We start from the raw sequence: 22278 nt of genomic DNA, 5'->3' as shown, positions 1-22278 counted from the left end.
AGGCTGGGGAGAGACCGAGTGAATCCTCAGGAGGAATCTCCATGCAGACACGCACCATCGGTGACGCCCAGGTCGGAGCGATCGGTCTGGGCGGTATGCCGATGTCCATCGAGGGGCGCCCCGACGAGCAGCGTTCGGTCGCGACGATCCGCGCCGCGCTGGAGGCGGGCGTGACGCTGATCGACACGGCGGACGCCTACCACCTGCACGCCGACGAGGTCGGTCACAACGAGTCCCTGATCGCCCGTGCGGTCGCCGGGTACGGCGGCGACACCTCGGACGTGCTGATCGCGACGAAGGGCGGCCACCTGCGCCCGGGCGACGGCTCGTGGACGCTGAACGGCTCGCCGGAGTACCTGAAGAAGGCCTGCGACGCGTCGCTCCAGCGGCTCGGCGTCGAGGCGATCGGGCTCTACCAGTTCCACCGGCCGGACCCGAGGGTCCCGTACGCGGAGTCGGTCGGGGCGATCCGTGACCTGCTGGACGCGGGCAAGATCCGCTTCGCGGGTATCTCCAACGCCGATCCCGATCAGATCCGGCTGGCCAACGAGATCCTCGGCGGGCGACTGGTGGGCGTGCAGAACCAGTTCTCGCCCGCCTTCCGTTCCAGCGAGCCGGAGTTGGAGCTGTGCGCGGAACTGGGCATCGCGTTCCTGCCGTGGAGCCCGCTGGGAGGCATCGCGCAGGCCGGCGAGCTGGGCTCGCGGTTCGCCGTGTTCGCGGACGTGGCGCGGGCCCATGGGGTGAGCCCGCAGCAGGTGTGCCTGGCGTGGATGCTCGCGAAGGCACCGGTGGTCATCCCGATTCCGGGCTCTTCCCGTCCTGAGACCATCCGCGACTCCGTCGCCGCGGCGGAGCTGAAGCTGTCGGCCGAGGAGCAGGCCCGCCTGGACGCGGCATGACGAGCCCCGGGTACTCGGTACCCCGCGCGTCGGCCACCGCCCCTCCCCCGGAGGGCCTCGCCGAGTGCGTCCTGTGCCGGAAACCGACCGAGTACCCGGAGTCGTACAAGGGCGTCACGCTCTGCTCCGTCTGCGAGTGGCAGGAGGCCCAGCGCACGGCCTGCTCCGGGTGATCGCCCTCTCCTGGGGATCGACGCCGCGGAGCCGACCCGGCAGGGAAACCGGGCAGGGAAACCGGGCAGAGGAACCGGGCAGAGGAACCGATCTTCCGCCTGGCAGACTGGAGGGCGTGAGCAGTGACGACCAGACGACCGTCCCCGGCGCCGACGCCAGTGCCGGGGACGACCCGCAGGACAGCCCCTTCCGCCACGAGCGGATCGCGCGCGACGAGGCACCGCAGTTCGTGCTGCCACTGGTCGTCCGTATCGAGCGGAACGAGCCGCCGGCCCGTACGGACGCGCTGGAGACCGCGGCCCGCGCCGTCCTGGTGATCCTCGGCGACGAGCGGTCGCAAGGAGACGGCGAGTGGGCGCAGCCGATGCGGGACTGGCAGGACGCCCGTATCCGTAAGGTCGTACGGCGGGCGCGCGGCGCCGAGTGGCGGCGGGCCGAGGCGCTGCCCGGTATCACCGTCACCGGCAAGTCCGCCGAGGTCCGGGTCTTCCCGCCGGTCCCGCTGGACGGCTGGCCCAAGGACCTGGCCCGCCTCCAGGTCTCCGGCACGGACCTCGACGACCCGCAACCGCCGGTCGGCCCGGACCTCTCCGCCCCCGTGCTCTGGATGAGCCCGCACCTGGACATGTCCGCCGGCAAGGCGATGGCCCAGGCGGGCCACGGCGCCCAACTGGCGTGGTGGGAGCTGTCGGACGAGGACCGCGCGGCCTGGCGCGCGGCGGGCTTCCCGCTCTCCGTCCGCACCGCCGACCCCGGCCGCTGGTCCCGACTCACCGAGAGCGGGCTGCCGTTGGTCCACGACGCGGGCTTCACGGAGATCGCGCCCGGGACAACGGTCGTAGCCGAAGGAGCCGACCGCGTCCACGCCCTGCCGCGCGTGCGTTCGGCCTGAGCACCAGGAGTCCGACAGTCAGTCGGTCAGTCAGTGGTGCGCGGTACGTTGCCGGGCATGAGTGACGGGATCGCGTGGATACACGAAGCCCTCCACGGGTGGGGCTTCAACCTGGTCGCGCTGAAGGACGCCGAAGTCGAGGACCTGGCGATGATGCTGGGCGCGGTGCCGGGCACCGTCATGGACCCGCCCGCCTTCAACGCCGTCGTGGCCGCCGCCGGGAGCACGGTGCGGCTGCCGGATCTCGCCCGGCTGGGCACCTGCGGCGGGTGGGCATTCGCGTTCGAGACCGGAGGGGGCATCTTCCGGCACGGCCGGGACCACCTGCGCCACCTGTGGGAGGGCCGGACCTACCTGCGCATCACCGACACCACCGTGGACCCGGCGACGCTCTTCGCCGTCGTGGACGGCGGGTGGGACTGGCAGTACAGCGAGGGCGTGGTTCACGAGCAGGTCGGAGCCGATCACCCGCTCACCGCGCGCATGACCGCCGAGATCGCGCTCGGCAGCGCCGTCCCCGACCCCGACTTTCCCGATGACCCCGACGAGTGCGGGCTGTACATCCCGGCCATCGCCGATGTGTACCGGCTGTTCGGCGAGCACTACGGGCTGACCCTGCCGCGTCGGGTCATCGGCGAGCCGTACGACAAGAACACCGAGCTTCAGGGCGCGTTCACCGCACCGCGCACCCTGCCGGACGGACAGCCGAACCCCAAGTACGACAACGTCCGCCTGCCCTGACCCCGCGGGAGCGGAACACCGAACGACGCGCGGGCTTCAGCCCTCGTCATCATCGGCGATTGAACATCTCAGCCGTCCCGTACGTATCTCCCGGCGCTGGCCAAGTGGACATTCTCAACGACCAGTTGGTGTTTCCCCGGGGAGGCCCTTTTGAGGCGTATCAACGGTACGGCTCTCGTCATCGTGGCACTTGCCGGCACGCTCGGCGCGCTGGCGTTCCCGGTGTGGTCGTACACCGACCGCTCGGGCACGGGGGAGGCGAACCTCGCCGCCGGGTCCGTACCGACGCGCTGGGGGCCGCTGTCCGCCGCCGACCGCGACCTGATCGTCCGCGTACGGCTCGCCGGACTGTGGGAGCTGCCCGCCGCTCAGCAGGCACTCGAGCGTGCTCCCAGCGGCGCGATGAGGGAGGCGGCCGACCACTTGATCGTCGGCCACACCGACCTCGACAAGCGGGTGCGGGTCGTCGCCCGGGACCTCGGCGTCGAACTGCCGAACCAGCCGACCGAGCAGCAGCGGGGCTGGTTGCAGCAGATGACCGACGCGACGAACGGCAAGGACTACGAGAAGACGTGGGCGAACCTCCTGCGGTCCGCGCACGGCAAGATCTTCCCGGCGATCGGAGCGGTGCGGAACAGCACCCGCAACTCGCTGGTGAGACAGCTCGCCTCGGACGCCAACCAGACCGTGCTCGACCACATCACGGTCCTGGAGAAGACCGGCGCGGTCGACTTCGAGGCGATCGCCAACGACTCGGTGGCCGGGACGACGGCCAGCCCGACCGGTCCGCCGCCACCCGCCACCGGGGTCGTCCCGCCCGTCGCACCGCCCGCGAAGCCGTCCGGGGACATCGACACCACGTCGAGGCCCTCCCCGGGGGAGCCGGGCACGGTCAACACCGACCGGCCCGACCCCGAGGACCCGGATGCCCCGGCAACGCGGTAGTGACGACGCGCCGCCGCCCGTCCCGAACCTCAAATGTTGCTCTGAACGTCCGCGCCGATGGGTTCGGCCCCGCTCGCCGGGGCCATGACTCCGTCAGCAGGAACACAGGTCCGTCGAAGGAGACGACACACAGGTCCTGGTCAAAACGTGGTGAAGGAGGGGGACCGTGAAGCACTTGGGTACCGGAATCGGTTGGCGGCCGGAGATCGCCGACGCCGTGGAACGCATGCCCGGCATCGACTGGGTCGAGGCCGTCGCGGAGAACCTGTGCCCGGGGCATCTCCCCGAGTCGCTGGTGCGGCTGCGCGAGCGCGGCGTCACGGTGGTTCCGCACGGGGTCTCGCTCGGGCTCGGCGGCGCGGACCGGCCGGACGAGGCGAAGCTCGCCGAACTGGCGGACCGCGCCGAGGCCCTCGGCTCTCCGCTGGTCACCGAACACATCGCGTTCGTCCGCGCGGGCGGCGTCCTCACCGCGTCGCCCCGCCTGGAGGCCGGACACCTGCTGCCCGTCCCCCGCACCCGGGACGCCCTGGACGTCCTGTGCGAGAACATCCGCATCGCACAGGACGCGCTCCCCGTGCCGCTCGCGGTGGAGAACATCGCGGCGCTGATCTCCTGGCCCGGCGAGGAGATGACCGAGGGCCAGTTCCTGTACGACCTGGTCGACCGCACCGGCGTACGGCTGCTCATCGACGTGGCCAACCTCCACACCAACCACGTCAACCGTGACGAGGACCCCGCCAAGGCCCTCGACGAACTCCCGGTCGAGGCCATCGCCTACGTCCACGTGGCCGGCGGCTTCGTACGCGACGGTGTCTGGCACGACAGCCACGCCCATGCCGTCCCGCCGGCGGTCCTCGACATCCTCGCCGACCTGTCCTCGCGGATCCGCCCCCCGGGTGTGCTCCTGGAGCGCGACGAGAACTTCCCCGAGCCGGCCGAACTGGAGCGGGAGCTGACGGCGATCCGGGAGACGGTGGAGCGGGCGACCGTCGCGCCGGCCTCCGCCGACGGGCGGCGCTCCGCCGGTGGCACCCAGTCCGACGGTGGTGCCCAGTCCGACGGCGATGCCCAAGAGGCAGCACCGTCCACCGGCCCCTCCCGGTCCACCGACCCCTCCCGTCAGCGGCTCGGGCTCGCGCAGGCCGCGCTGCTGTCCGCGCTGGTCGCGGGGACGCCCGTACCCGAGGGGTTCGACCGGGTGCGGCTGGCCGTGCAGGCCCGGGCGCTGGCGTCGAAGCGTGCCGATGTGGTGGTGAAGGTCGCTCCGGAGCTGGGGGAGATTCTCGCCGAGGCGTATCGCGCGTCGTTCCTGTCGTACGCGCACGGGCACCCGATGACCGACGGCTACCGGCGCGACGCCCTGGACTTCGCCGAGTACCTGCTGCTCGACGGCCACCTCGCGGACGCCGACGTGCGGCGGAAGGTGAGCGACTGGTGGCTGGAGCGCTCGGGTCCCGCCCCGCTGTCGCGGCGCCCGGCGGCCCGGCTGGTGCGAGCCACCCGCCGGGTCCTGCTGAGGCGTTGACGCAGACGGACCGGGCAGGACGTTGAGGGGCTGTCGACGGGGAGCGTAGAGGGCCCGTCCGCACGTGAGATCGCTCACCCGAGGGACATCGGGGCCGGACTGTAAAGCACCACCGGCCCCTTGCCTGTTCAGCACCGCCCGGCCGAGGCCCCGGCCCTGTCCCCTCCGCGCGGCGGCGCACGCAGTCCCGGCCCCGCGCGCGTCTGTCCGGCGTACTCCCCCTACCGTCGCAGGGTCTTTCTCACACAACCCCTGCCGTCTGCGGAAACACCCCGCCGACGGCCCGGTCGCCGGCTGCGCGGACCGATGTTACGAACCCGTACCGCAGCTGGCGTACACCGCGCAGTAATATGCCAAGCCTCATCCGAAGCGCACTAACGTGCGGTGCCGCAACAGGAGGCACCATGCGATCCACCAACAACCGCGGAGTGTTCAGCGGCACCGGGCTCATCATCACCGGCCTGGCGGCGACCCTCGTGGCGCTGATCTTCCCGCTCTGGTCGTACGCGGACCGGTCGGGCACCGGCGTGGACACACTGAACGCCGAGACGGTGTCGACGAGGTTCGGCCCGCTGTCCGCCCTGGACCGGGAGTTCGTCACCAAGGTCCGGCTCGCCGGCCTGTGGGAGCTGCCCGCCGGCCAGCAGGCCGAGCAACGCGGTACGACCAAGGCCGTGCACACGGCGGGCGAACACCTCGTCGAGGGCCACACCTTCCTGGACGAGCGCGTACGCGACGTGGCCGCGCGGCTCGGCCTCGAACTGCCCAACCAGCCGACCGAGCAGCAACAGGGCTGGCTCGACACCCTGAGCGCGGCGCGGGGCGGGGAGTACGACGTCAAGTTCGCGAACATCCTCCGCCAGGCGCACGGCAAGGTCTTCGGCCTGGTCGCCGAGATCCGCGCGAACACCCGCAACTCCCTCGTACGCGATCTCGCCGACGACGCGAACACGACGGTTCTGGATCACATCAAGGTCCTGGAGGCCACCGGCCTCGTCGACTTCGAAGCCCTGGCCCGCGACGCGGCCGCCGCGAGCGCGCCCCCGCTCACCCGCTCCCCCGCCCCGCCCGGTCCGACGGACTCGCCCAGCCCGCCCGTCCCGGTCTCCCCGTCCGCTTCGCCGACCTACACCCTGCCGCCCGCCGCGACCAGCCCGCCGGCGGGGAAGTCGAAAGCGGCCGAGGACGCCGAGAACGCCGAGACCCCCGAGAACGAGGACAAGGCCGACGACAAGGACCGGAGCAAGGCCGCCGAGCAGGACGACGACAAGGACAAGAAGTCCTAGCGACCGGAGAACGCCGAAGCGAAACGTCACGCGATGACGATGCTCCGTCCATATTGTGAACAACCCGTGGCGCGCCAGGCCCTGTTCGCATAGAAATCCCGCATGTTCTGGGTCCTCCTCCTGCTCCTGGCCTGGGCCGCGGCCGGCACGTCCTGTACGCGTCTGTGCCTGGCCTCCGTCCGCTCCGCCGCCGCCGACGACACGAACAAGACCCACGGGCGCGGTCTGACGCTCTACGAGGCGGCGTTCCTGTCGGGCGGCCCCGCCCGGGTCGCCGACCTGACGCTGGTGTCGATGGCCCGCCAGCGCCGCCTGCTGCTCGCCCACACCGGCTGGGCGACCGTCGTGGACCCGCGCGGCCGGGACGAGATGGAGCGCTCGGTGCTGGGCGCGATAGGCCCGGACGGACAGTCACGCATCGCCCCGGTCCGTACGACCGCGGCCGCCGCGGAGTCCGTACGCGTCCTCGCGGACCGCCTCGTCGCGGCGGGCCTCGCCGTACCGGACGGCGCCCGTACGACCGTCGAGGGTGCCGTCCGCCAGGTGCGGGCCGCCGCCGTGGCCGTGGTGGCACTGGCTGCCGTCGCCCTGCTGATGCCTTCCCCGGCCGAGGAGAGCCGGGCGCTGGTGGCCGTCTGGTTCACGCTCCCCCTCATCCTCACCCTGAGCTGCCTCGCCATCGCCCGTATCGAGGTCCATCCCTACACGCGCTGGGCGTCCCCGGCCGGGCAGCGCCTGCTCAGCTCGCTGACTCTTCGTGCGGAGCCGGACAGCGACGACCGTACGTACCTCACTTCGGTCGCCGTACGCGGCATCCGCGCGATCGGCGAACCCGATCTGCGGGCGGCCTTCGCGCATCGGGGTCATTGATCGGGGTTTGGACCGACACCGGCAGGGCGGTGCTTTACTTCGCCAAGTACCGAACGAAATATCCCCTTTGTTGCTGTCGTGCACCGAAGGGATAGCCATGAGAGCCGCCGCCCTCTACGGAACCGCCGGATCCTTGGTTCTGACCGCCCTCACCGCCGCCCCCGCGGGCAGCGCCCAGACGCCGGCCGGCTGGGCCGAACGGCACGGCACCGCGGTCGCCGCCGAGCGCGCCGCCGCCGACGGCATCCGCTTCGGGAACTGCTCCGCGGAACAGGACGCCCCGGGCAGCTTCCAGTGCGGCACGGTGACGGTGCCGCTCGACTACGCGCACCCCGACGGCACGAAGATCAAGCTGACCGTCAGCCGCGTGAAGGCGACCGGCAGGGACGGAAAACAGGCGGTCGCGCGGCAGGGCTCGCTCGTCTTCAACCCGGGCGGACCCGGCGCCTCCGGCATGTACTTCCCGCTGATCGGCATGATCCCGGAGTGGAAGCGCATCGCGGCGGCGTACGACCTCGTCGGCTACGCCCCGCGCGGAGTGGGCCGGTCCGCGCCCTTGTCCTGTCAGGACCCGAAGCGACTCCTGCGGGGCCCCTCGCAGTCGCCGACGCACCCCTCGGAGTCGTACAAGAAGGAACGCGTCGCGCGGGCCAAGGCCTTCGCGCGCGGCTGCCTCCAGCGTTCGGGCCCCGGTATCCGGCACTTCTCCTCGCTCAACAACGCCCGCGACCTGGACGTCCTGCGCGCCGCCCTGGGCGAGCGGAAGCTGACCTTCATGGGGGCGTCGTACGGCACGTACTTCGGGTCGCTGTACGCGACGCTGTTCCCCGCGCACGTACGCCGGATGGTCTTCGACTCGGCCGTGAACCCGGACCCCGAGCAGGTCTGGTACCAGAACAACCTCGACCAGTCGGTCGCCTTCGAGGGCCGCTGGGCCGACTTCCGCGCGTGGATCGCCAAGCACGACAAGGTGTACGGGCTTGGTGGGACGCCGGAGGAGGTGCTGCGCAGTTACGAGAGGGCGCGGGCACGGCTCGCCGCGGAGCCCGCGGGCGGCAAGGTCGGCCCTGGGCAGTTGCAGGGCGCGTTCCTGCAGGCCGGGTACTACGACGACTACTGGCCGCAGCGCGCGCTGGCGCTCTCCGCGTATCTGAAGGGTGACCCGAAGCCGCTGATCCGGCAGGCGGGGCCGCACCCGGAGGCAGTGACCGAGCAGGAGAACAGCAAGGCCGTCTACACGGCCGTCCAGTGCAACGACGCGCCCTGGCCGAGGTCCTGGCACACCTGGGACCGCGACAACACGCGTCTGGCGCGCGTGGCGCCCTTCGAGACCTGGGACAACGTCTGGATGAACCTGCCGTGCGCGTACTGGCCGCTGCCGCGCCAGCGGCCCCTCGACGTACGGACGTCCCCCGGTGAGCTGCCGCCCACACTGATCCTGGCCGCCGAACGGGACGCGGCCACCCCGTACGCCGGTGCCCTTGAGATGCACCGCCGCCTGTCCGGTTCGGTCCTGGTGACCGAACAGGCGGCAGGCACCCACGGCATCGGCGGCGGCCCCAACGCGTGCGTCAACGCCTACCTGGACGCATACCTCCTGGAGGGCCGCCTCCCGGTACGCCGCGCGGCATGCGCACCGCACGCCGAACCACAGCCGGCGCCCCTTCGCGCGAAGCGCTACGCGAGGCCGGCGACCAACTCGGCCACCGACTTGCGACGCCCCGTGTAGAAGGGAACTTCCTCCCGCACATGCCGCCGCGCCTCGGACCCACGCAGATGACGCATGAGGTCGACGATGCGATACAACTCGTCCGCCTCGAAGGCCAGAATCCACTCGTAGTCGCCGAGAGAGAACGAGGCGACCGTGTTGGCGCGCACGTCCGGGAACCCACGGGCCATCTTGCCGTGGTCGGCGAGCATCGTGCGGCGCTCCTCGTCCGGCAGCAGGTACCAGTCGTAGGAGCGGACGAAGGGGTAGACGCTGATGTAGTCGCGGGGCGTCTCGTCGGCGAGGAACGCCGGAACGTGCGAGCGGTTGAACTCCGCCGGCCGGTGCAGCGCCATGTTCGACCAGACCGGATCGAGGACACGGCCCAGCTTCGTACGGCGGAAGAGGTTGTACGCCTCCTGGAGCTGGTCGGCGGTCTCCGCGTGCCACCAGATCATGAGGTCGGCGTCGGCGCGCAGCCCCGACACGTCGTACGTGCCGCGGACCGTGACGTCCTTGGCGGCGAGCTGGTCGAAGAGCTCCTGGACCTCGTCCGCGTAACCGGCACGGTCTTCGGGGAGCAGGTCGCGCAGTTTGAACACGGACCAGAGGGTGTAGCGGATGACCTCGTTGAGGTCCTTGGCCTTCTTGCCGGCGTTCGGGATCCTGGCCGGGCCGGTGGTGGGGGCGTCGTCACTCATGGGGCTATTCTCCCGCCCCGCCGCGCGGACTCCGCACCGGGTTCGCGATCGGCGCACCCGCCACTCCCCCGCCGTCGCGGGCCAGCTTGTCCACGGCGGCCTGCGCGCTCGCGACGCACGCCGGGATACCGACGCCGTCGTAGGCCGCCCCGCACACCGCGAGGCCAGGCAGCTTGCCGACGTGCTCGCGGATGCGGGCCACGCGCGCGTAGTGCCCCACCGGGTACTGCGGCAGCCCGTCGTTCCAGCGCGTCACCCGGGTCTCCACGGGCGCCGCGTCCAGACCGGTGGCCTCGCGCAGGTCGTGCCGCGAGACGTCGACGAGGTCGGCGTCCTCCCGCCCGAGGACCTCCGTCTCCCCGTACCGCCCCACGGACGTCCGCAGGACGACCACGTCCGGGTCCTGCTCGGCGATCCATCCCCACTTCTGGGAAGCGAACGTCGACGCCTTGATGGTCCGCCCGTCCACGGGCGGCACCAGAAAACCACTCCCTTCGGGGAGGGCGGTCTCGCTGCGCCGGTAGGCGAGGGTGATCAGCGCCATGGACGCGTACTCGACGGCACGGAGTTCGGCCGCGGCGGCGGGCGACTCCCCGCCGAGCAGTCCGGCGGCCGCGGCCGCCGGGACGGCGACGACAACGGCGTCGGCCTGGAACACCCGGCCCCCGGCGACGACGCGCCAGCGCCCGCGCCCGCGCGGCCCGGCAGACGACGCCGAAGCGGCGTCGTCCTGTCCCGCGTGCTCCGGTCCCGCGTGCCCCTGTCCCGCGTCCTCACCCTCGGCCCTGCGCAGCTCCGTCACCGGAGCCCCGGTCACGATGTCGCCGCCACGCGAGCGCACCGACTCCGCCACCGCGAGCGGCAGTCGGCCGACGCCTCCCTCGATGCCCATGAAGACCGGGCCCGTCTGCTGCGCGGCGGCCGCGCGGGCCTGGATACCGCGGACCGCCTCCGTCAGTGACGTGTGCGTACGAGCCGCCTCGAAGAGCTGGGGGACGGCCGAGCGCATGGAGATGCGGTAGGCGTCGCCCGCGTAGACACCGCCCAGCAGCGGCTCGATGAGGCGGTCGACGACCTCGCGGCCGAGGCGCGCCGCGACGAACTCGCCCACCGCCACGTCGTCGCCGACCTCCGTGCGCGGCAGATCGCGGTCCAGTTCGATCCGGCGCAGACCCTCCTCGGAAAGCACTCCGGAGAGGGCGGCCGCGTCTCCGGGCACACCCATGACGTGGCCCTTGGGCATGGGCCGCAGCGCTCCCCGCGTCCAGATCGAGGCGCTCGCCGTCGCGGGCGTCCGGAGCCGGTCGGCGAGGCCCACCTCGCGGGCGAGCGCCACCGCCTCGGGCCGTCGCGCGAGCATCGACTCGGCGCCGAGGTCGACCCGCGCGCCGGCGATCTCGCCGGGCAGCAGCTTGCCGCCGAGCCGGTCCGAGGCCTCCAGGACGGTCACGCGCGCGCCCGCGTCCAACAGCCGGTGAGCGGCGGCCAGACCGGCGATGCCGCCCCCGATGACGACGACATGACCGGTACCCGTACGTGTGTCTGCGTGCATGTCTCCACTGTCCCAGACCCCACTGACAGCCCCGCGGGCCCCCGGGTGGCCGGGACGAGTCCTGACCGTGACCGCATCGGGACCGGATCCGGCCAACGTTGTGTCCGGCTCCGGCGTCGAAGAAGCGTCAGTCTTCACGACACCCTCGGGGGTACGCCGACATGCAGACGCATGGCACGACCAGGCACCGGTCCACCCGCTCCGGACGCTCCGTACGATCCGTACGACCTGTCCAGACCCTCTCGGCGCTGCTCCTGGCCGCCGCCCTCGCGCTCACGGGATGCACCGGCGCGAGCGACAGCGGTGCGAGCTCCGACTCCGCCGACAAGGGCGCCGCGGCGGGCAGTCTGGAGGAGGGCGCGGGCGCGTCCGACAGCGGCAGAAACCAGAGCAGGGGCGACCAGGCCGCCGCGCCGCCGAAGGCGGCCACCACCCACATCATCCACACCGCGACCCTGACCGTGCAGGTCAAGGACGTGCCGAAGTCCCTCGCCGAGGCCCGCACCGTGGTCGAGAACGCCGGTGGCATCGTCGGCAACGAGGCCACGGACCGCGACTCCAAGGGCCGCGAGCGCTCCCGTGTCGTCCTGCGGGTGCCCGCCGACCAGTACGCCGAGGTGCTCACCGAGCTGGAGGGCTCCGGCAAGCTCATCGACCGCACCTCGAAGGCGCAGGACGTCACGGACCAGGTCGTCGACGTGGACAGCCGCATCAAGACGCAGCGCGCCAGCGTGGCCCGGATCCGGGAGCTCATGGACCAGGCGACCAAGCTGAGCGATGTGGTCACCCTGGAGGGCGAGTTGAGCACCCGTCAGGCCGACCTGGAGTCGCTGCTGGCCCAGCAGGCGTCCCTGAAGGACCGTACGAGCCTGGCGACGATCACCCTGTCGCTGTCCGAGACGCCGGTGAAGAAGGCGGCCGAGAAGGACGAGGACCCGGGGTTCGCGGACGCGCTCGGGGGCGGCTGGGACGCGTTCGTCACCATGTTCCGCTGGATCGCGCTGGCGCTCGGCGCGGTACTGCCCTTCCTGGTGGGCGCGGCGCTGCTGCTGTTCCTGTGGGTGCGCTTCCTGCGCGACCGGACACCCCGGCGCCCGGTCGCGGCGACCCCGGGCGCGGGCGCGGGTACGGGCTCGCTGCCGGTGGCCCCGCCGGTACGGGGAGAGGGCGACGACCAGGACTGACACGGCTGAGAATGACCGTCCAGGACCGAAATGACCGGCCCACGTAGCGTGTTCGTATGAGCATGAGCCGTGTGAGCCGTACGAAAGAGCGCCTGGTGGTCGTCGGAGGGGATGCGGCGGGCATGTCCGCCGCATCCCAGGCCCGCCGTATGAAGGGCCCCGACGAGCTGGAGATCGTGGCGTTCGAGCGGGGCCACTTCACCTCCTACTCGGCCTGCGGCATCCCCTACTGGGTCGGCGGTGACGTCTCGGACCGGGACCAGCTGATCGCGCGGACTCCGGAGGAGCACCGGGAGCGCGGGATCGACCTGCGGATGCGTACGGAGGTCACGGAACTCGACCTCGATGGCGGCCGCGTACGCGCCCGTGACCTGGAGTCCGGGGCCGAGGCGTGGGCCTCGTACGACAAGCTCGTGATCGCGACGGGCGCGCACCCGGTCCGGCCGCCGCTGCCCGGCATCGACGCCCCCGGGGTGCACGGCGTGCAGACCCTCGACGACGGGCAGGCCCTCCTCGACACGCTGGCCCGCACGCCCGGACGGCGCGCCGTGGTGATCGGCGCGGGCTACATCGGCGTGGAGATGGCCGAGGCGCTGATCAACCGCGAGTACGAGGTGACGGTCGTCAACCGCGGCCGGGAGCCGATGTCGACGCTCGACCCCGACATGGGCCGGCTGGTGCACGAGGCCATGGAGGGCCTGGGCATCACGATGGTGAACGACGCCGAGGTCACCAAGATCCTCACCGGCGAGGACGGCCGGGTCCGCGCGGTCGCCACGGAGGACGCCGAGTACCCGGCGGACGTGGTGGTCCTCGGCATCGGCGTACGCCCCGAGACCGCCCTCGCCGAGGCCGCGGGACTGCCGCTCGGCGAGCGCGGAGGCCTGCTGACCGACCTGGCGATGCGGGTGCGCGGCCACGAGAACATCTGGGCGGGCGGCGACTGCGTGGAGGTCCTCGACCTGGTCTCGGGCCGCGAACGCCACATCGCCCTCGGCACCCACGCGAACAAGCACGGGCAGGTGATCGGCGCGAACGTCGGCGGCGGCTACGCCACGTTCCCGGGTGTCGTCGGTACGGCGGTCAGCAAGGTCTGCGAACTGGAGATCGCCCGCACCGGACTGCGCGAGAAGGACGCGCGCCGGGCGGGCCTCCAGTTCGAGACGGTCACCATCGAGTCGACGAGCCGCGCGGGCTACTACCCGGGCGCCGACCTCATGACGGTGAAGATGCTCGCCGAACGCCGCACCGGCCGCCTCCTGGGCGTACAGATCGTCGGCCGTGAGGGCGCGGGCAAGCGCGTCGACATCGCCGCCGTGGCCCTCACCGCCTGCATGACGGTGGAACAGATGACAGCCCTGGACCTCGGTTACGCCCCACCGTTCTCCCCGGTCTGGGACCCCATCCTGGTAGCGGCCCGCAAGGCGGTAACAGCGGTACGGGCGAGCGCCCCGTAAGGGGCGCAGCCCTTCAGGGGCGCGGGGCTGTGACATTGTGCGGCTCCGCCGCGTGGGCGCGACCAGCCCCCACCCGCCCGCAGCCAACGAACCCGCTCAAGCCCCCTGCGCACTCCCAGGAGTAGACCCGTTGATCTTCTCTATGGCCTGCCGAGCCTGCTCCCCGGGCGACCGCGTCAGCGACGAAACCGCCGAGACAGCCGGCTGCGGCCCCGACACGGCCGCCGGCTGCTGCTGCGGCGGCGCCGCCTGAGGCCGAGCATGAGTACCCGCGGAGCGCCCCCGCAGACGATGACTCGCCGCCTCGTCCAGCGTCACCGGCCGCTGCATGCTGGCAGCCAGCCGCCCCGCTTCCTGGCCGAGCGCGGCCACGTCCTCCCACGACAGCCTGACCACGAGGGCGAGTTCCGCCTCTCCGTCCGGCGTGGCGATCATCGGCTGAGTGACTCGGTCGTTCATGACCTGTTCCTCACGTGTTGCGTGTTGCTTGGATCACGGGCGCTTACCGAGACATACGCACCCGCACCCGCCCCCGTTCAGAGTCGTTCAGAGTCACCGATACCGGGGCAGGATCCCCTCGTGGTCATCCCCGTACACGACGTCAACCCGGTACGTCGCACGCCGTACGTGACGTACGCGCTGATCGCCGCCAACGTCCTCGTCTTCCTGCGCACACCCGGTGTGGCCGGCTCGATCACGGGCGAGAGCGGCCTCGCACAGCTGTGCCATCTCCAGGCGTTCCTGGACCAGTGGGCGGCGGTGCCCCGGGAGCTGATCCACGGCGGGACGCCGACCGTCGTGCCGACCGGTGACGTGGGTGTGGGCCCGCAGGGTCCGGGCTGCCTGGTCGGCCCGCCCGACTACGACAAGTCGCCCCCGCTGTCGGCCCTCACGGCGATGTTCCTGCACGGCAGCTGGCTGCACCTGCTGGGCAACATGCTGTTCCTGATGATCTTCGGCAACAACATCGAGGACCGCCTCGGCCACGTCCGCTACCTGCTGTTCTACGTGGCCTGCGGCTACGCGGCGGCGTACGGCTTCGCCCTCGTCAACGCCGACTCGACCGACCCGCTGATCGGCGCGTCGGGTGCGATCGCCGGGGTCCTCGGCGCCTATCTGGTCCTCTATCCGAAGGCCCGGGTATGGGTCCTGGTCCCGTTCCTGATCTTCCTGCCACTGCGCCTGCCCGCCTGGACGGTGCTGGGCTCCTGGTTCGTCCTCCAGGCGGTGTACTCGTCGGGCGCCGGCGTCTCGGAGGCCGGCACCGTCGCGTACGTCGCCCATGTGGTCGGTTTCCTGGCCGGCATGCTCCTCGCCTGGCCGCTGCGGCCCGGCACACCACCCCCGCCGGAGCCGCGCGGCCTGCTGTTCGGCAGGCGGGCGCGGCGGGCCCGGTGAGACGGTCGGGCCGTACCAACGGTCAGGTCGGCATCCCACGCTCGGCGAGGCCGCTCTCATAGGCGATGATCACCAGTTGGGCGCGGTCGCGGGCCTGCAGCTTGGCGAGGAGGCTGCTCACATGGGTTTTCACAGTGGGCAGGCTGATCACCAGTCGCCCGGAGATCTCGGCGTTCGACAAGCCGTTCGCGATCAGCACGAGCACCTCCTGCTCCCGCTTGGTGAGCCCGACGAGCCGCGGGACCGGCCGGGCCCGTTCGTCGCTGCGGGAGTAGCTCGCGATGAGGCGGCGCGTGACCGTGGGTGCCAGTACCCCCTCCCCGGTGGCGATGACGCGAATGCCTGAGACCAGGTCGGCCGGGGAGGCGTCCTTCAGCATGAATCCGCTCGCGCCCGCCTGAAGGGCCGGGTAGACGTACTCGTCCATGTCGAACATCGTGAGGGCCAGTACCCGTACGCCGGCCATCGTCTCGTCGGAGCAGATCTCCCGGGTGGCCGCGATGCCGTCCATGACGGGCATACGCAGATCCATCAGGACCACGTCCGGTTTGAGTTCCCGGGCGAGTTCCACCGCCCTGGCGCCGTCAGCCGCCTCGCCTATCGCCTTCATCCCGGGTGTCGCGTCGATGAGGACACGGAAGCTTCCGCGCAACAGGGCCTGATCGTCCGCGATCAGCACCCGGACCGCCTCAGCCATTCCGCATTCCTCGCACGCTGGTTCATCGGGCCATCAGGCCATCGGGGCATCAAGATCCACTACTTTAGCAGCCAGGCCGTCTCAACTGCTTTGACACCATGCGCTGTTGAGGACGCAAGCAGCCATCGGCCCGGGACCTGTCCGGGAACACATGCATGTCCCGTCACGCGTCCCAGCGACGCTGCCGGAAGTAGCCGGCGGCCAGCGCCGCCACGGTCCACCCGAGCAGCACCGCGAATCCGGTGTACGCGTCCTGCGAGGCGACGGTGAGCATCCGCGTGCCGGCCCGGTCGGGGAAGTACCGGACCATCTCCTTCGTCGCTCCGACGACGGACAGGATCTGGGACCCGGCGAGCACCAGCGGGAGCAGGACGGCCAGCGGGACGACGGCGCCGCGGGCCATCGCGGCCGTACCCGCCGCGAACAGGCTCATCAGCGTCAGATACACCACGGCGCCGGCCAGGGCACCGGGCACACCGCTCGCGTCGATCGAGGCTCCGTGGGATCCGAGGGCGAGCTGGGTGACCAGGTAGCCGGCGACGGTGACAGGGATCGCGACGGCCGCGGCGGCGACAGCGGTGACGGCCGCCTTCGCCGCGTAGAGCCGGCCGCGCCGGGGCACGGCGAGCAACGAGACCCGCATCATGCCCGACGTGTACTCGCTGGAGACGATGAGCACTCCGAACACGATCAGGGCGAGTTGGCCGTAGAGGATGCCGTCCAGGCCGGCCTGTTCGGGAGTGAAGTCGGAGCGGAGTCCGGGGCTGTCGGACTCGATCGCGCCCTTCGCCGACCAGCCGCCCAGAGCGCCGATGAGGACGCTGAGGGGGACGAACAGCAGCAGAGCGACGAACGTGCCGCGGACGCCTCGCAGCTTGGTGAACTCAGCCCGGATGGCCGCGACCGTCTCAGACATGGGTGTCGCTTCCTCCGTTGCCGACGAGCTTGAGGAAGGTGTCCTCAAGAGATCCTGTGTGGGTGCTCAGCTCTTCGAGCGAGAACCCGCCCGCCGCGGCCAGCCGGCTGATCTCGGCCGCCGGCATGCCGTCGACTTCCAGGCTGCCGTCCGGCGCGAACCTCGGCGCGGCTCGCTTCTGTTCCAGTTCCCTGTGGAGCCGCAGGGGTTCCGGGGTCCGCACGCGTACGTATGTCCGGCCGTGGCGTCGGATGAAGTCCGGCATGCTGGTCTCCGCGAGAAGCCGCCCGCGGCTGATGACGATCAGCTGGTCCGCGACCATGGACATCTCGGTCATCAGGTGGCTGGAGACGAGGACGGTCCGGCCTTCGGTGGCCATCGAGCGCAGCAGTTCCCGCAGCCACCGGATTCCCTCCGCGTCGAGGCCGTTGACCGGTTCGTCGAGCACCAGGACGGGCGGGTCGCCGAGCAGGGCCGCGGCCAGACCGAGCCGCTGTCCCATACCGAGAGAGAAGGTGCCGACGCGCCGCCGGGCCTCTCCCGTGAGGCCGACCAGTTCGAGGACCTCTCCGACCCGTTGCCGGGCGATCCGGTTGCTCTGCGCGAGCCACCGCAGATGGTCGGCGGCGGTCAGGCCGCGATGCGGGACCGATGTCTCCAGCAGGGCGCCGACGTGCCGGGCCGGATACCGCAGTTCGTGGTAGGCACGGCCGTCGATGCTTGCGGATCCGGCGTCCGGGCGGGTGAGCCCCAGCATCATCCGCATGGTCGTGGACTTCCCGGCTCCGTTGGGTCCCAGGAACCCGGTGACGGCCCCTGACCGCACCCTGAAGGTGAGGCCGTCCACGACGGTGTGCCGCCCGTACCGCTTGGTCAAGTTCTGGACGTCGATCACCTGGTGAGTCTCGTCGAGCACGCCCACCGCCCACATCGGTCCCGGGTCTGGGACTACCGGACGGCCTTCGCGGGCCGAGGTCATACTTGCGAACGAGTCCGGCTCTGTACGGCTCAGTACGGCTCAGTACGGCAGCGTCGCCAGGACCCGGAAACCCGCGCCCGGTTGTGGTCCGGCGCTGAGGGTGCCGCCGTGGGCGGCGATCCGCTCCTTCATCCCGACGAGGCCCATACCGCCACCGGGCACGGTCGGCCGTTGCCCCGGTCCGGGGCCCTCGTCGGCCACCTCGATCGTCAACGTGCCCCACTCCGCGGTGAGACGCACCCGGCAGCGGGTCGGTGCGGCGTGCTTGACGACATTGGTCAGCGCCTCCTGGACGACCCGGAACGCGGACAGCGCGACACCGTCCGGAGGCTCCTCCGCGCACCGGGACCGCAGATCGACGCGTACACCCGCCGCCTCGGCCGTCCGGACCAGCGCGGGCAGGTCCGACAGCCCCAGAGCCGGCCGGAGGTCCTGGGCGCCGTCCTCCTGCTCCCTGCGCAGCACCTTGAGGGTGGCCCGCATGTCGCGCAGCGCACCGCGGGCCACCTCCTCGATCACCGTCAGGGCTTCCCGCGCCTCCTCGGGGCGGGTGGCGGCCACGTGGTTGGCGACACCGGCCTTGACCGCGATCAGGCCCACGCTGTGCGTGACGACGTCGTGGATGTCACGGGCGATGCGGAGGCGTTCTTCGACTTTCGCCTGCTCGGCCGCATGCTCGATGGCGCGCCGCGTGCTCTCCCGGCGCTCCCTGACGGCCGACCCCGCCGCCCAGGTGGCGCCCAGCACGAGCAGTCCGAACACGACCTGCACGGCCTTGGTCCCGCCCTGGTGGTTCTGCCCCCCGGTCACCGTGAGCAGGGCCGCGCCCACGACGCACAGTCCCGCGATGAAAGCGGCGGACAGCCGCGGTTGCCGCCTCCTCGTCGTGGCCACCGTGTACAGGGCGTAGGCGGCGGCGAGAAACGGGGCCGGTCCGACACCGGCCGTGAGCGCCGCGCACGCGGCGGTCAGGACGAACCCGAAGACCGGCACGGGCCACAGCCGCCGGGCGACCAACGGCAGCGCGGTGCTCAGCGACAGCAGCCATACGGTGCTGCCGCTCACCTCACCGTCGATGGCCGGCCGAACCACCGCCATCTGCGGGACCAGTACGAACCCCAGTGCGGCCAGGGCATCGAGCATGATCAAGCGCCGGCGAGGGGTGGCCATGTTCTCGAACGTATGTGTTCGGCTCGCGGCGCGTCCAACGAATGCGCGAGGACCCCTAGCGGGCGGTCCGCGTGTGGACGTACTCCACGAGCCGGGTCAGCGCGTCCGGGTTCGTGGACGGCAGGACTCCGTGGCCGAGGTTGAAGACGTGGCCCTCCAGGCCCGCGGCGGCGTCGAGGATCTCCTGGGTCTTCTCCTCCACGGCCTCGCGGGTGGAGAAGAGCACCGCGGGGTCGAGGTTGCCCTGGAGCGCCTTGCCCGGGCCGACCCGGCGGGCCGCCTCGTCGAGCGGGACGCGCCAGTCGACGCCGACGACGTCCGCGCCCGCCTCGCCCATGAGGCCGAGCAGTTCACCGGTGCCGACGCCGAAGTGGATGCGCGGGACGCCGTACCCCTCGACGGCCTTGAACACCTTGGTCGAGGCCGGCATCACCGAGCGGCGGTAGTCGGCGGGAGCGAGAGCGCCGACCCACGAGTCGAAGAGCTGGACGGCACTGGCGCCCGCCTCGATCTGCACCTTCAGGAAGGCCGCCGTGATCTCCGCGAGCCGGTCGAGCAGGTCGGCCCACAGCTCCGGGTCGCCGTACATGAGCGCCTTGGTGTGCTCGTGGTTGCGGGACGGGCCGCCCTCCACGAGGTAGCTCGCGAGGGTGAAGGGCGCGCCCGCGAAACCGATGAGGGGCGTCGGACCCAGCTCACGCGTCAGCAGACCGATCGCCTCGGTGACGTACGAGACGTCGTCGGGCGTCAGATCGCGCAACTGCGCGAGATCGGCCCGGCTGCGGATCGGCTTCTCGACGACCGGACCCACACCCGGCTTGATGTCCAGATCAATACCGATGGCCTTCAGGGGCACGACGATGTCGCTGAAGTAGATCGCCGCGTCCACGTTGTGCCGGCGCACCGGCTGGAGCGTGATCTCGGCGACCAGCTCGGGCCGCATGCAGGAGTCCAGCATGGCGATGCCCTCGCGCACCTTCAGGTACTCGGGCAGCGAACGCCCCGCCTGACGCATGAACCACACCGGCGTGTGCGGCACGGGTTCACGCCTGCACGCCTTGAGAAACGTGGAGTCGTACGTGGCTGTCGGCTGCTGGCCCGTGGGGCGGTCATTGGCACTCACACCAAAAAGTCTCGCACGCCGCACGGACACCCAACCCCCGGGGGCAGCGCCCCGAAAGGGGCGCGCCCCCGAAGGGGCGCGAGGAACTGCGCGAGCAACCCAAGAAGCCCCGCAGCCGCCCCAGAACGAACCCACCCCAGACGAACCGCGCACGCCCACACACACTCACGGCACCCACACGAACACGGCAAAACCAACCCGTTCCCGCATAACCGCCGGAGGCAGGGGTGTCTCTCCCTGCGCGAAGGCCCTGTTCCCCTTAATCTTCCCCGCATGGCTGCGGCTCAGGGACGACTGTCGGACGGCGCTGGCGGAATGGACGATGCGAAGGAGGGGGAGCGGGAAGCGATGGAGACGGCTCCGCTGCCCTTCCGGGCCGCCGTCGAGGCGCTGAGGTCCGCGCGGCTGAGGCCGCAGATCGAGATCGACCCGACGAAGCCGCCTCGACGGCTCGCCCCGTTCGCGTACGCGCTGGAGGCCACGGTCGTCGACGGCGACGAGGATCTGGCGGACGGCCGCCTCATCCTGCTCCACGACCCGGCCGGGCACGACGCCTGGCAGGGCTCCTTCCGCCTGGTGACCCTGGTCCGTGCGGAGCTGGAACCCGAGATGGCCGCGGACCCACTGCTCCCGGACGTCTGCTGGTCCTGGCTGACCGGCGCGCTCCAGGCCCGCGGCCTGTCGTACGGCGAGCCCAGCGGCACCGTCACCCGTGCGAGTTCCCACTACTTCGGCGGCCTCTCGGAACGCCCCCCCACCTCCCAGATCGAGATCCGCGCCTCCTGGACCCCCCGAGAGGGCGTGGGCGGAGTCCCGGACACGGCGTCCCACCTGGCCTCCTGGTGCGACCTCCTGGCCCAGATCGCGGGCCTCCCCCCAGCACCCCCCACCGAGGCCACCGTGGTCACCCTCCCCCAACGCCGAGGCCCCAACTCCCGCTAACCCCAAGCCCCCCACCACCAACAGGCCCGCGCCCCACCAGGAGCGCGGGCCTTCCCCATGCCCCGAAAGGGGCGCGGGGAACTGCGCGCCCAACCCCCACGACGGTCAGCCGAACCACCTCCCCAGCACCCCCCACACCTTCACTCCAACAGGCCTACCTCTTTATCGATACGACCACTTTCAGCCGCGTAACGAAGCGGAGCGAACTCGTTTCGATCTTCGGATGATCGATCGCCCGTCCGAATTGCACGCATTGTTACTCACCAAATCGTGATCATTCTCTAAAGCCCGACGGGTTTGATGCCGAAGACCTCTGTGACCTTGAAAGCACGGTTCGTCCCGGCTTCATCCCCACAGCCGGTCCCCGTCCCCACCCCAGGAGGCCTGGTGTCCGTTCTCCTCGAGCAGCCCGCAAGCCTGGTCGCCTACCGCCCGAACAAGCCCACCGCCATGGTGGTCGTGGCCGACCCCCGCGTGCGCTCCACCGTCACCCGCCACCTGTGGGCGCTCGGTGTTCGCGACGTGATCGAGGCCTCGTCCGTCGCGGAGGCTCGTCCCCGCATCGGCAACCCCCGGGACATCTGCATCGCAGACGTCCACCTCCCTGACGGCTCCGGCCTCACCCTCCTCTCCGAAACCCGCGCGGCGGGCTGGCCGAACGGCCTGGCCCTGTCCGCCGCCGACGACATCGGCGCCGTGCGCAACGCCCTCGCGGGCGGCGTCAAGGGCTACGTGGTCACCGGCACCCGCAACAACATCGGGCTCCCCACCAGGCCGGGCGTCGCCCCCATCGGCTCGGCCGCCGCCCGTATGCACCGCCGCCCCCCGGGTTCCCCCGGCCACCCGGGCGGCTACCGCGAGCTGTCCGGCCGCGAGGTCGAGGTACTCCGGCTGGTGGCGGAGGGGCAGTCGAACAAGGCGATCGGCGTCTCGATGGGCCTGTCCGCGCTGACCGTCAAGAGCCACCTCGCCCGCATCGCCCGCAAGCTCGGCACGGGTGACCGCGCCGGCATGGTGGCGGTGGCCCTTCGGACCGGGATCATCCACTGAACCGGGATTCACTGACCTGACTGGTTTACGACCCTCAGACGCCCGCCGACGGAACGTTCCGTC

At 71.4% G+C, this 22278-nt stretch carries 22 protein-coding genes; 14 read left to right on the top strand and 8 right to left on the bottom strand.

Annotation, left to right across the window (positions count from 1 at the left end):
• Positions 1-41: 41 nt before the first annotated feature.
• The 9 genes from AB0I18_RS19340 (at position 42) to AB0I18_RS19300 (ending at position 9067) form a co-directional block, all read left to right on the top strand.
• Positions 42-902 carry an aldo/keto reductase gene (locus AB0I18_RS19340; protein ID WP_363106725.1) on the top strand — a complete coding sequence of 287 codons (861 nt, stop codon included), beginning with the start codon at positions 42-44 and terminating at the stop codon, positions 900-902.
• The gene (locus tag AB0I18_RS19335) at positions 899-1075 is read left to right on the top strand and encodes a hypothetical protein (protein ID WP_363106724.1); all 177 of its coding nucleotides are present in this window, start codon (positions 899-901) and stop codon (positions 1073-1075) included. Before AB0I18_RS19340 ends, AB0I18_RS19335 begins: the two co-directional genes overlap by 4 nt.
• 203 nt (positions 1076-1278) lie before the next feature.
• Positions 1279-1968 (top strand): peptidyl-tRNA hydrolase, encoded by a 690-nt coding sequence (locus AB0I18_RS19330; RefSeq protein WP_363106797.1) that lies wholly within the window; start codon positions 1279-1281, stop codon positions 1966-1968.
• A 57-nt stretch (positions 1969-2025) separates the two neighbouring features.
• A complete protein-coding gene (locus AB0I18_RS19325; protein ID WP_363106723.1) occupies positions 2026-2709 on the top strand; it encodes a hypothetical protein in 684 nt (227 codons plus the stop codon).
• A 150-nt stretch (positions 2710-2859) separates the two neighbouring features.
• Complete coding sequence (locus AB0I18_RS19320) at positions 2860-3654, top strand: DUF4142 domain-containing protein (protein WP_363106722.1); 795 nt, start codon at positions 2860-2862, stop codon at positions 3652-3654.
• 166 nt (positions 3655-3820) lie between these two features.
• A complete protein-coding gene (locus AB0I18_RS19315) occupies positions 3821-5182 on the top strand; it encodes a DUF692 family multinuclear iron-containing protein (protein ID WP_363106721.1) in 1362 nt (453 codons plus the stop codon).
• 404 nt (positions 5183-5586) lie between these two features.
• Positions 5587-6468 carry a DUF4142 domain-containing protein gene (locus AB0I18_RS19310; RefSeq protein ID WP_363106720.1) on the top strand — a complete coding sequence of 294 codons (882 nt, stop codon included), beginning with the start codon at positions 5587-5589 and terminating at the stop codon, positions 6466-6468.
• Positions 6469-6570: 102 nt separating this feature from the next.
• A complete protein-coding gene (locus AB0I18_RS19305; RefSeq protein WP_363106719.1) occupies positions 6571-7338 on the top strand; it encodes a TIGR04222 domain-containing membrane protein in 768 nt (255 codons plus the stop codon).
• Positions 7339-7435: 97 nt separating this feature from the next.
• Positions 7436-9067 (top strand): alpha/beta hydrolase, encoded by a 1632-nt coding sequence (locus AB0I18_RS19300; RefSeq protein ID WP_363106718.1) that lies wholly within the window; start codon positions 7436-7438, stop codon positions 9065-9067.
• On the opposite strand, the gene hemQ is transcribed toward AB0I18_RS19300, so the two are convergent.
• Together hemQ and hemG are read right to left on the bottom strand one after the other, a co-directional pair.
• Positions 9016-9747 carry a hydrogen peroxide-dependent heme synthase gene (gene hemQ / locus AB0I18_RS19295; protein ID WP_363106717.1) on the bottom strand — a complete coding sequence of 244 codons (732 nt, stop codon included), beginning with the start codon at positions 9745-9747 and terminating at the stop codon, positions 9016-9018. The two genes, AB0I18_RS19300 and hemQ, sit on opposite strands and share 52 nt — an antisense overlap.
• A gap of 4 nt (positions 9748-9751) precedes the next feature.
• On the bottom strand, positions 9752-11299 hold the full coding sequence (gene hemG / locus AB0I18_RS19290; RefSeq protein ID WP_363106716.1) for a protoporphyrinogen oxidase: 1548 nt from the start codon (positions 11297-11299) through the stop codon (positions 9752-9754).
• A 161-nt stretch (positions 11300-11460) separates the two neighbouring features.
• Here hemG and AB0I18_RS19285 point away from each other — a divergent pair, with 161 nt between their 5' ends.
• Together AB0I18_RS19285 and AB0I18_RS19280 are read left to right on the top strand one after the other, a co-directional pair.
• Entirely contained in the window at positions 11461-12483 is a 1023-nt protein-coding gene (locus AB0I18_RS19285; RefSeq protein WP_363106715.1) for a DUF4349 domain-containing protein, read from the top strand.
• A gap of 56 nt (positions 12484-12539) precedes the next feature.
• Complete coding sequence (locus AB0I18_RS19280; protein WP_363106714.1) at positions 12540-13940, top strand: FAD-dependent oxidoreductase; 1401 nt, start codon at positions 12540-12542, stop codon at positions 13938-13940.
• A gap of 96 nt (positions 13941-14036) precedes the next feature.
• Here AB0I18_RS19280 and AB0I18_RS19275 read toward each other — a convergent pair whose 3' ends face one another.
• On the bottom strand, positions 14037-14399 hold the full coding sequence (locus AB0I18_RS19275) for a hypothetical protein (protein WP_363106713.1): 363 nt from the start codon (positions 14397-14399) through the stop codon (positions 14037-14039).
• A gap of 120 nt (positions 14400-14519) precedes the next feature.
• Here AB0I18_RS19275 and AB0I18_RS19270 point away from each other — a divergent pair, with 120 nt between their 5' ends.
• Entirely contained in the window at positions 14520-15338 is an 819-nt protein-coding gene (locus tag AB0I18_RS19270; protein WP_363106712.1) for a rhomboid family intramembrane serine protease, read from the top strand.
• A gap of 22 nt (positions 15339-15360) precedes the next feature.
• On the opposite strand, the gene AB0I18_RS19265 is transcribed toward AB0I18_RS19270, so the two are convergent.
• The 5 genes from AB0I18_RS19265 to hemE all read right to left on the bottom strand — a co-directional run bounded on the left by AB0I18_RS19265 (position 15361) and on the right by hemE (position 20223).
• Complete coding sequence (locus tag AB0I18_RS19265) at positions 15361-16035, bottom strand: response regulator transcription factor (RefSeq protein WP_363106711.1); 675 nt, start codon at positions 16033-16035, stop codon at positions 15361-15363.
• 163 nt (positions 16036-16198) lie between these two features.
• Positions 16199-16951, bottom strand: coding sequence for an ABC transporter permease (locus AB0I18_RS19260; protein ID WP_363106710.1), 753 nt, complete (start codon positions 16949-16951; stop codon positions 16199-16201).
• On the bottom strand, positions 16944-17867 hold the full coding sequence (locus tag AB0I18_RS19255; protein ID WP_363106709.1) for an ATP-binding cassette domain-containing protein: 924 nt from the start codon (positions 17865-17867) through the stop codon (positions 16944-16946). Before AB0I18_RS19255 ends, AB0I18_RS19260 begins: the two co-directional genes overlap by 8 nt.
• A 102-nt stretch (positions 17868-17969) precedes the next feature.
• Positions 17970-19100 (bottom strand): sensor histidine kinase, encoded by a 1131-nt coding sequence (locus AB0I18_RS19250; protein ID WP_363106708.1) that lies wholly within the window; start codon positions 19098-19100, stop codon positions 17970-17972.
• Positions 19101-19155: 55 nt separating this feature from the next.
• Positions 19156-20223 carry a uroporphyrinogen decarboxylase gene (gene hemE, locus AB0I18_RS19245; RefSeq protein WP_363106707.1) on the bottom strand — a complete coding sequence of 356 codons (1068 nt, stop codon included), beginning with the start codon at positions 20221-20223 and terminating at the stop codon, positions 19156-19158.
• A gap of 273 nt (positions 20224-20496) precedes the next feature.
• On the opposite strand from hemE, the gene AB0I18_RS19240 reads away from it, so the two are divergent.
• Together AB0I18_RS19240 and AB0I18_RS19235 are read left to right on the top strand one after the other, a co-directional pair.
• Positions 20497-21165, top strand: coding sequence for a DUF3000 domain-containing protein (locus AB0I18_RS19240; RefSeq protein WP_363106706.1), 669 nt, complete (start codon positions 20497-20499; stop codon positions 21163-21165).
• 387 nt (positions 21166-21552) lie between these two features.
• Complete coding sequence (locus AB0I18_RS19235; RefSeq protein WP_363106705.1) at positions 21553-22215, top strand: response regulator transcription factor; 663 nt, start codon at positions 21553-21555, stop codon at positions 22213-22215.
• The last annotated feature ends 63 nt before the right edge of the window (positions 22216-22278 follow it).

The organism is Streptomyces sp. NPDC050704 (assembly GCF_040654355.1).
Classification (GTDB): Bacteria; Actinomycetota; Actinomycetes; order Streptomycetales; family Streptomycetaceae; genus Streptomyces.
The sequence above is the reverse complement of the archived record's forward strand: the minus strand, read 5'-3'. Positions and strand labels throughout refer to the sequence as shown.

What these genes read in the sequence shown, in the direction of transcription:
- hemG (WP_363106716.1), bottom strand. Translation starts at nt 11,299, where the DNA reads ATGCACGCAGACACACGTACGGGTACCGGTCATGTCGTCGTCATCGGG.
- AB0I18_RS19285 (WP_363106715.1), top strand. Translation starts at nt 11,461, where the DNA reads ATGCAGACGCATGGCACGACCAGGCACCGGTCCACCCGCTCCGGACGC.
- AB0I18_RS19265 (WP_363106711.1), bottom strand. Translation starts at nt 16,035, where the DNA reads ATGGCTGAGGCGGTCCGGGTGCTGATCGCGGACGATCAGGCCCTGTTG.
- AB0I18_RS19335 (WP_363106724.1), top strand. Translation starts at nt 899, where the DNA reads ATGACGAGCCCCGGGTACTCGGTACCCCGCGCGTCGGCCACCGCCCCT.
- AB0I18_RS19300 (WP_363106718.1), top strand. Translation starts at nt 7,436, where the DNA reads ATGAGAGCCGCCGCCCTCTACGGAACCGCCGGATCCTTGGTTCTGACC.
- AB0I18_RS19305 (WP_363106719.1), top strand. Translation starts at nt 6,571, where the DNA reads ATGTTCTGGGTCCTCCTCCTGCTCCTGGCCTGGGCCGCGGCCGGCACG.
- AB0I18_RS19325 (WP_363106723.1), top strand. Translation starts at nt 2,026, where the DNA reads ATGAGTGACGGGATCGCGTGGATACACGAAGCCCTCCACGGGTGGGGC.
- AB0I18_RS19310 (WP_363106720.1), top strand. Translation starts at nt 5,587, where the DNA reads ATGCGATCCACCAACAACCGCGGAGTGTTCAGCGGCACCGGGCTCATC.
- AB0I18_RS19250 (WP_363106708.1), bottom strand. Translation starts at nt 19,100, where the DNA reads ATGGCCACCCCTCGCCGGCGCTTGATCATGCTCGATGCCCTGGCCGCA.
- AB0I18_RS19280 (WP_363106714.1), top strand. Translation starts at nt 12,540, where the DNA reads ATGAGCATGAGCCGTGTGAGCCGTACGAAAGAGCGCCTGGTGGTCGTC.
- AB0I18_RS19260 (WP_363106710.1), bottom strand. Translation starts at nt 16,951, where the DNA reads ATGTCTGAGACGGTCGCGGCCATCCGGGCTGAGTTCACCAAGCTGCGA.
- AB0I18_RS19240 (WP_363106706.1), top strand. Translation starts at nt 20,497, where the DNA reads ATGGCTGCGGCTCAGGGACGACTGTCGGACGGCGCTGGCGGAATGGAC.
- AB0I18_RS19275 (WP_363106713.1), bottom strand. Translation starts at nt 14,399, where the DNA reads ATGAACGACCGAGTCACTCAGCCGATGATCGCCACGCCGGACGGAGAG.
- hemQ (WP_363106717.1), bottom strand. Translation starts at nt 9,747, where the DNA reads ATGAGTGACGACGCCCCCACCACCGGCCCGGCCAGGATCCCGAACGCC.
- AB0I18_RS19340 (WP_363106725.1), top strand. Translation starts at nt 42, where the DNA reads ATGCAGACACGCACCATCGGTGACGCCCAGGTCGGAGCGATCGGTCTG.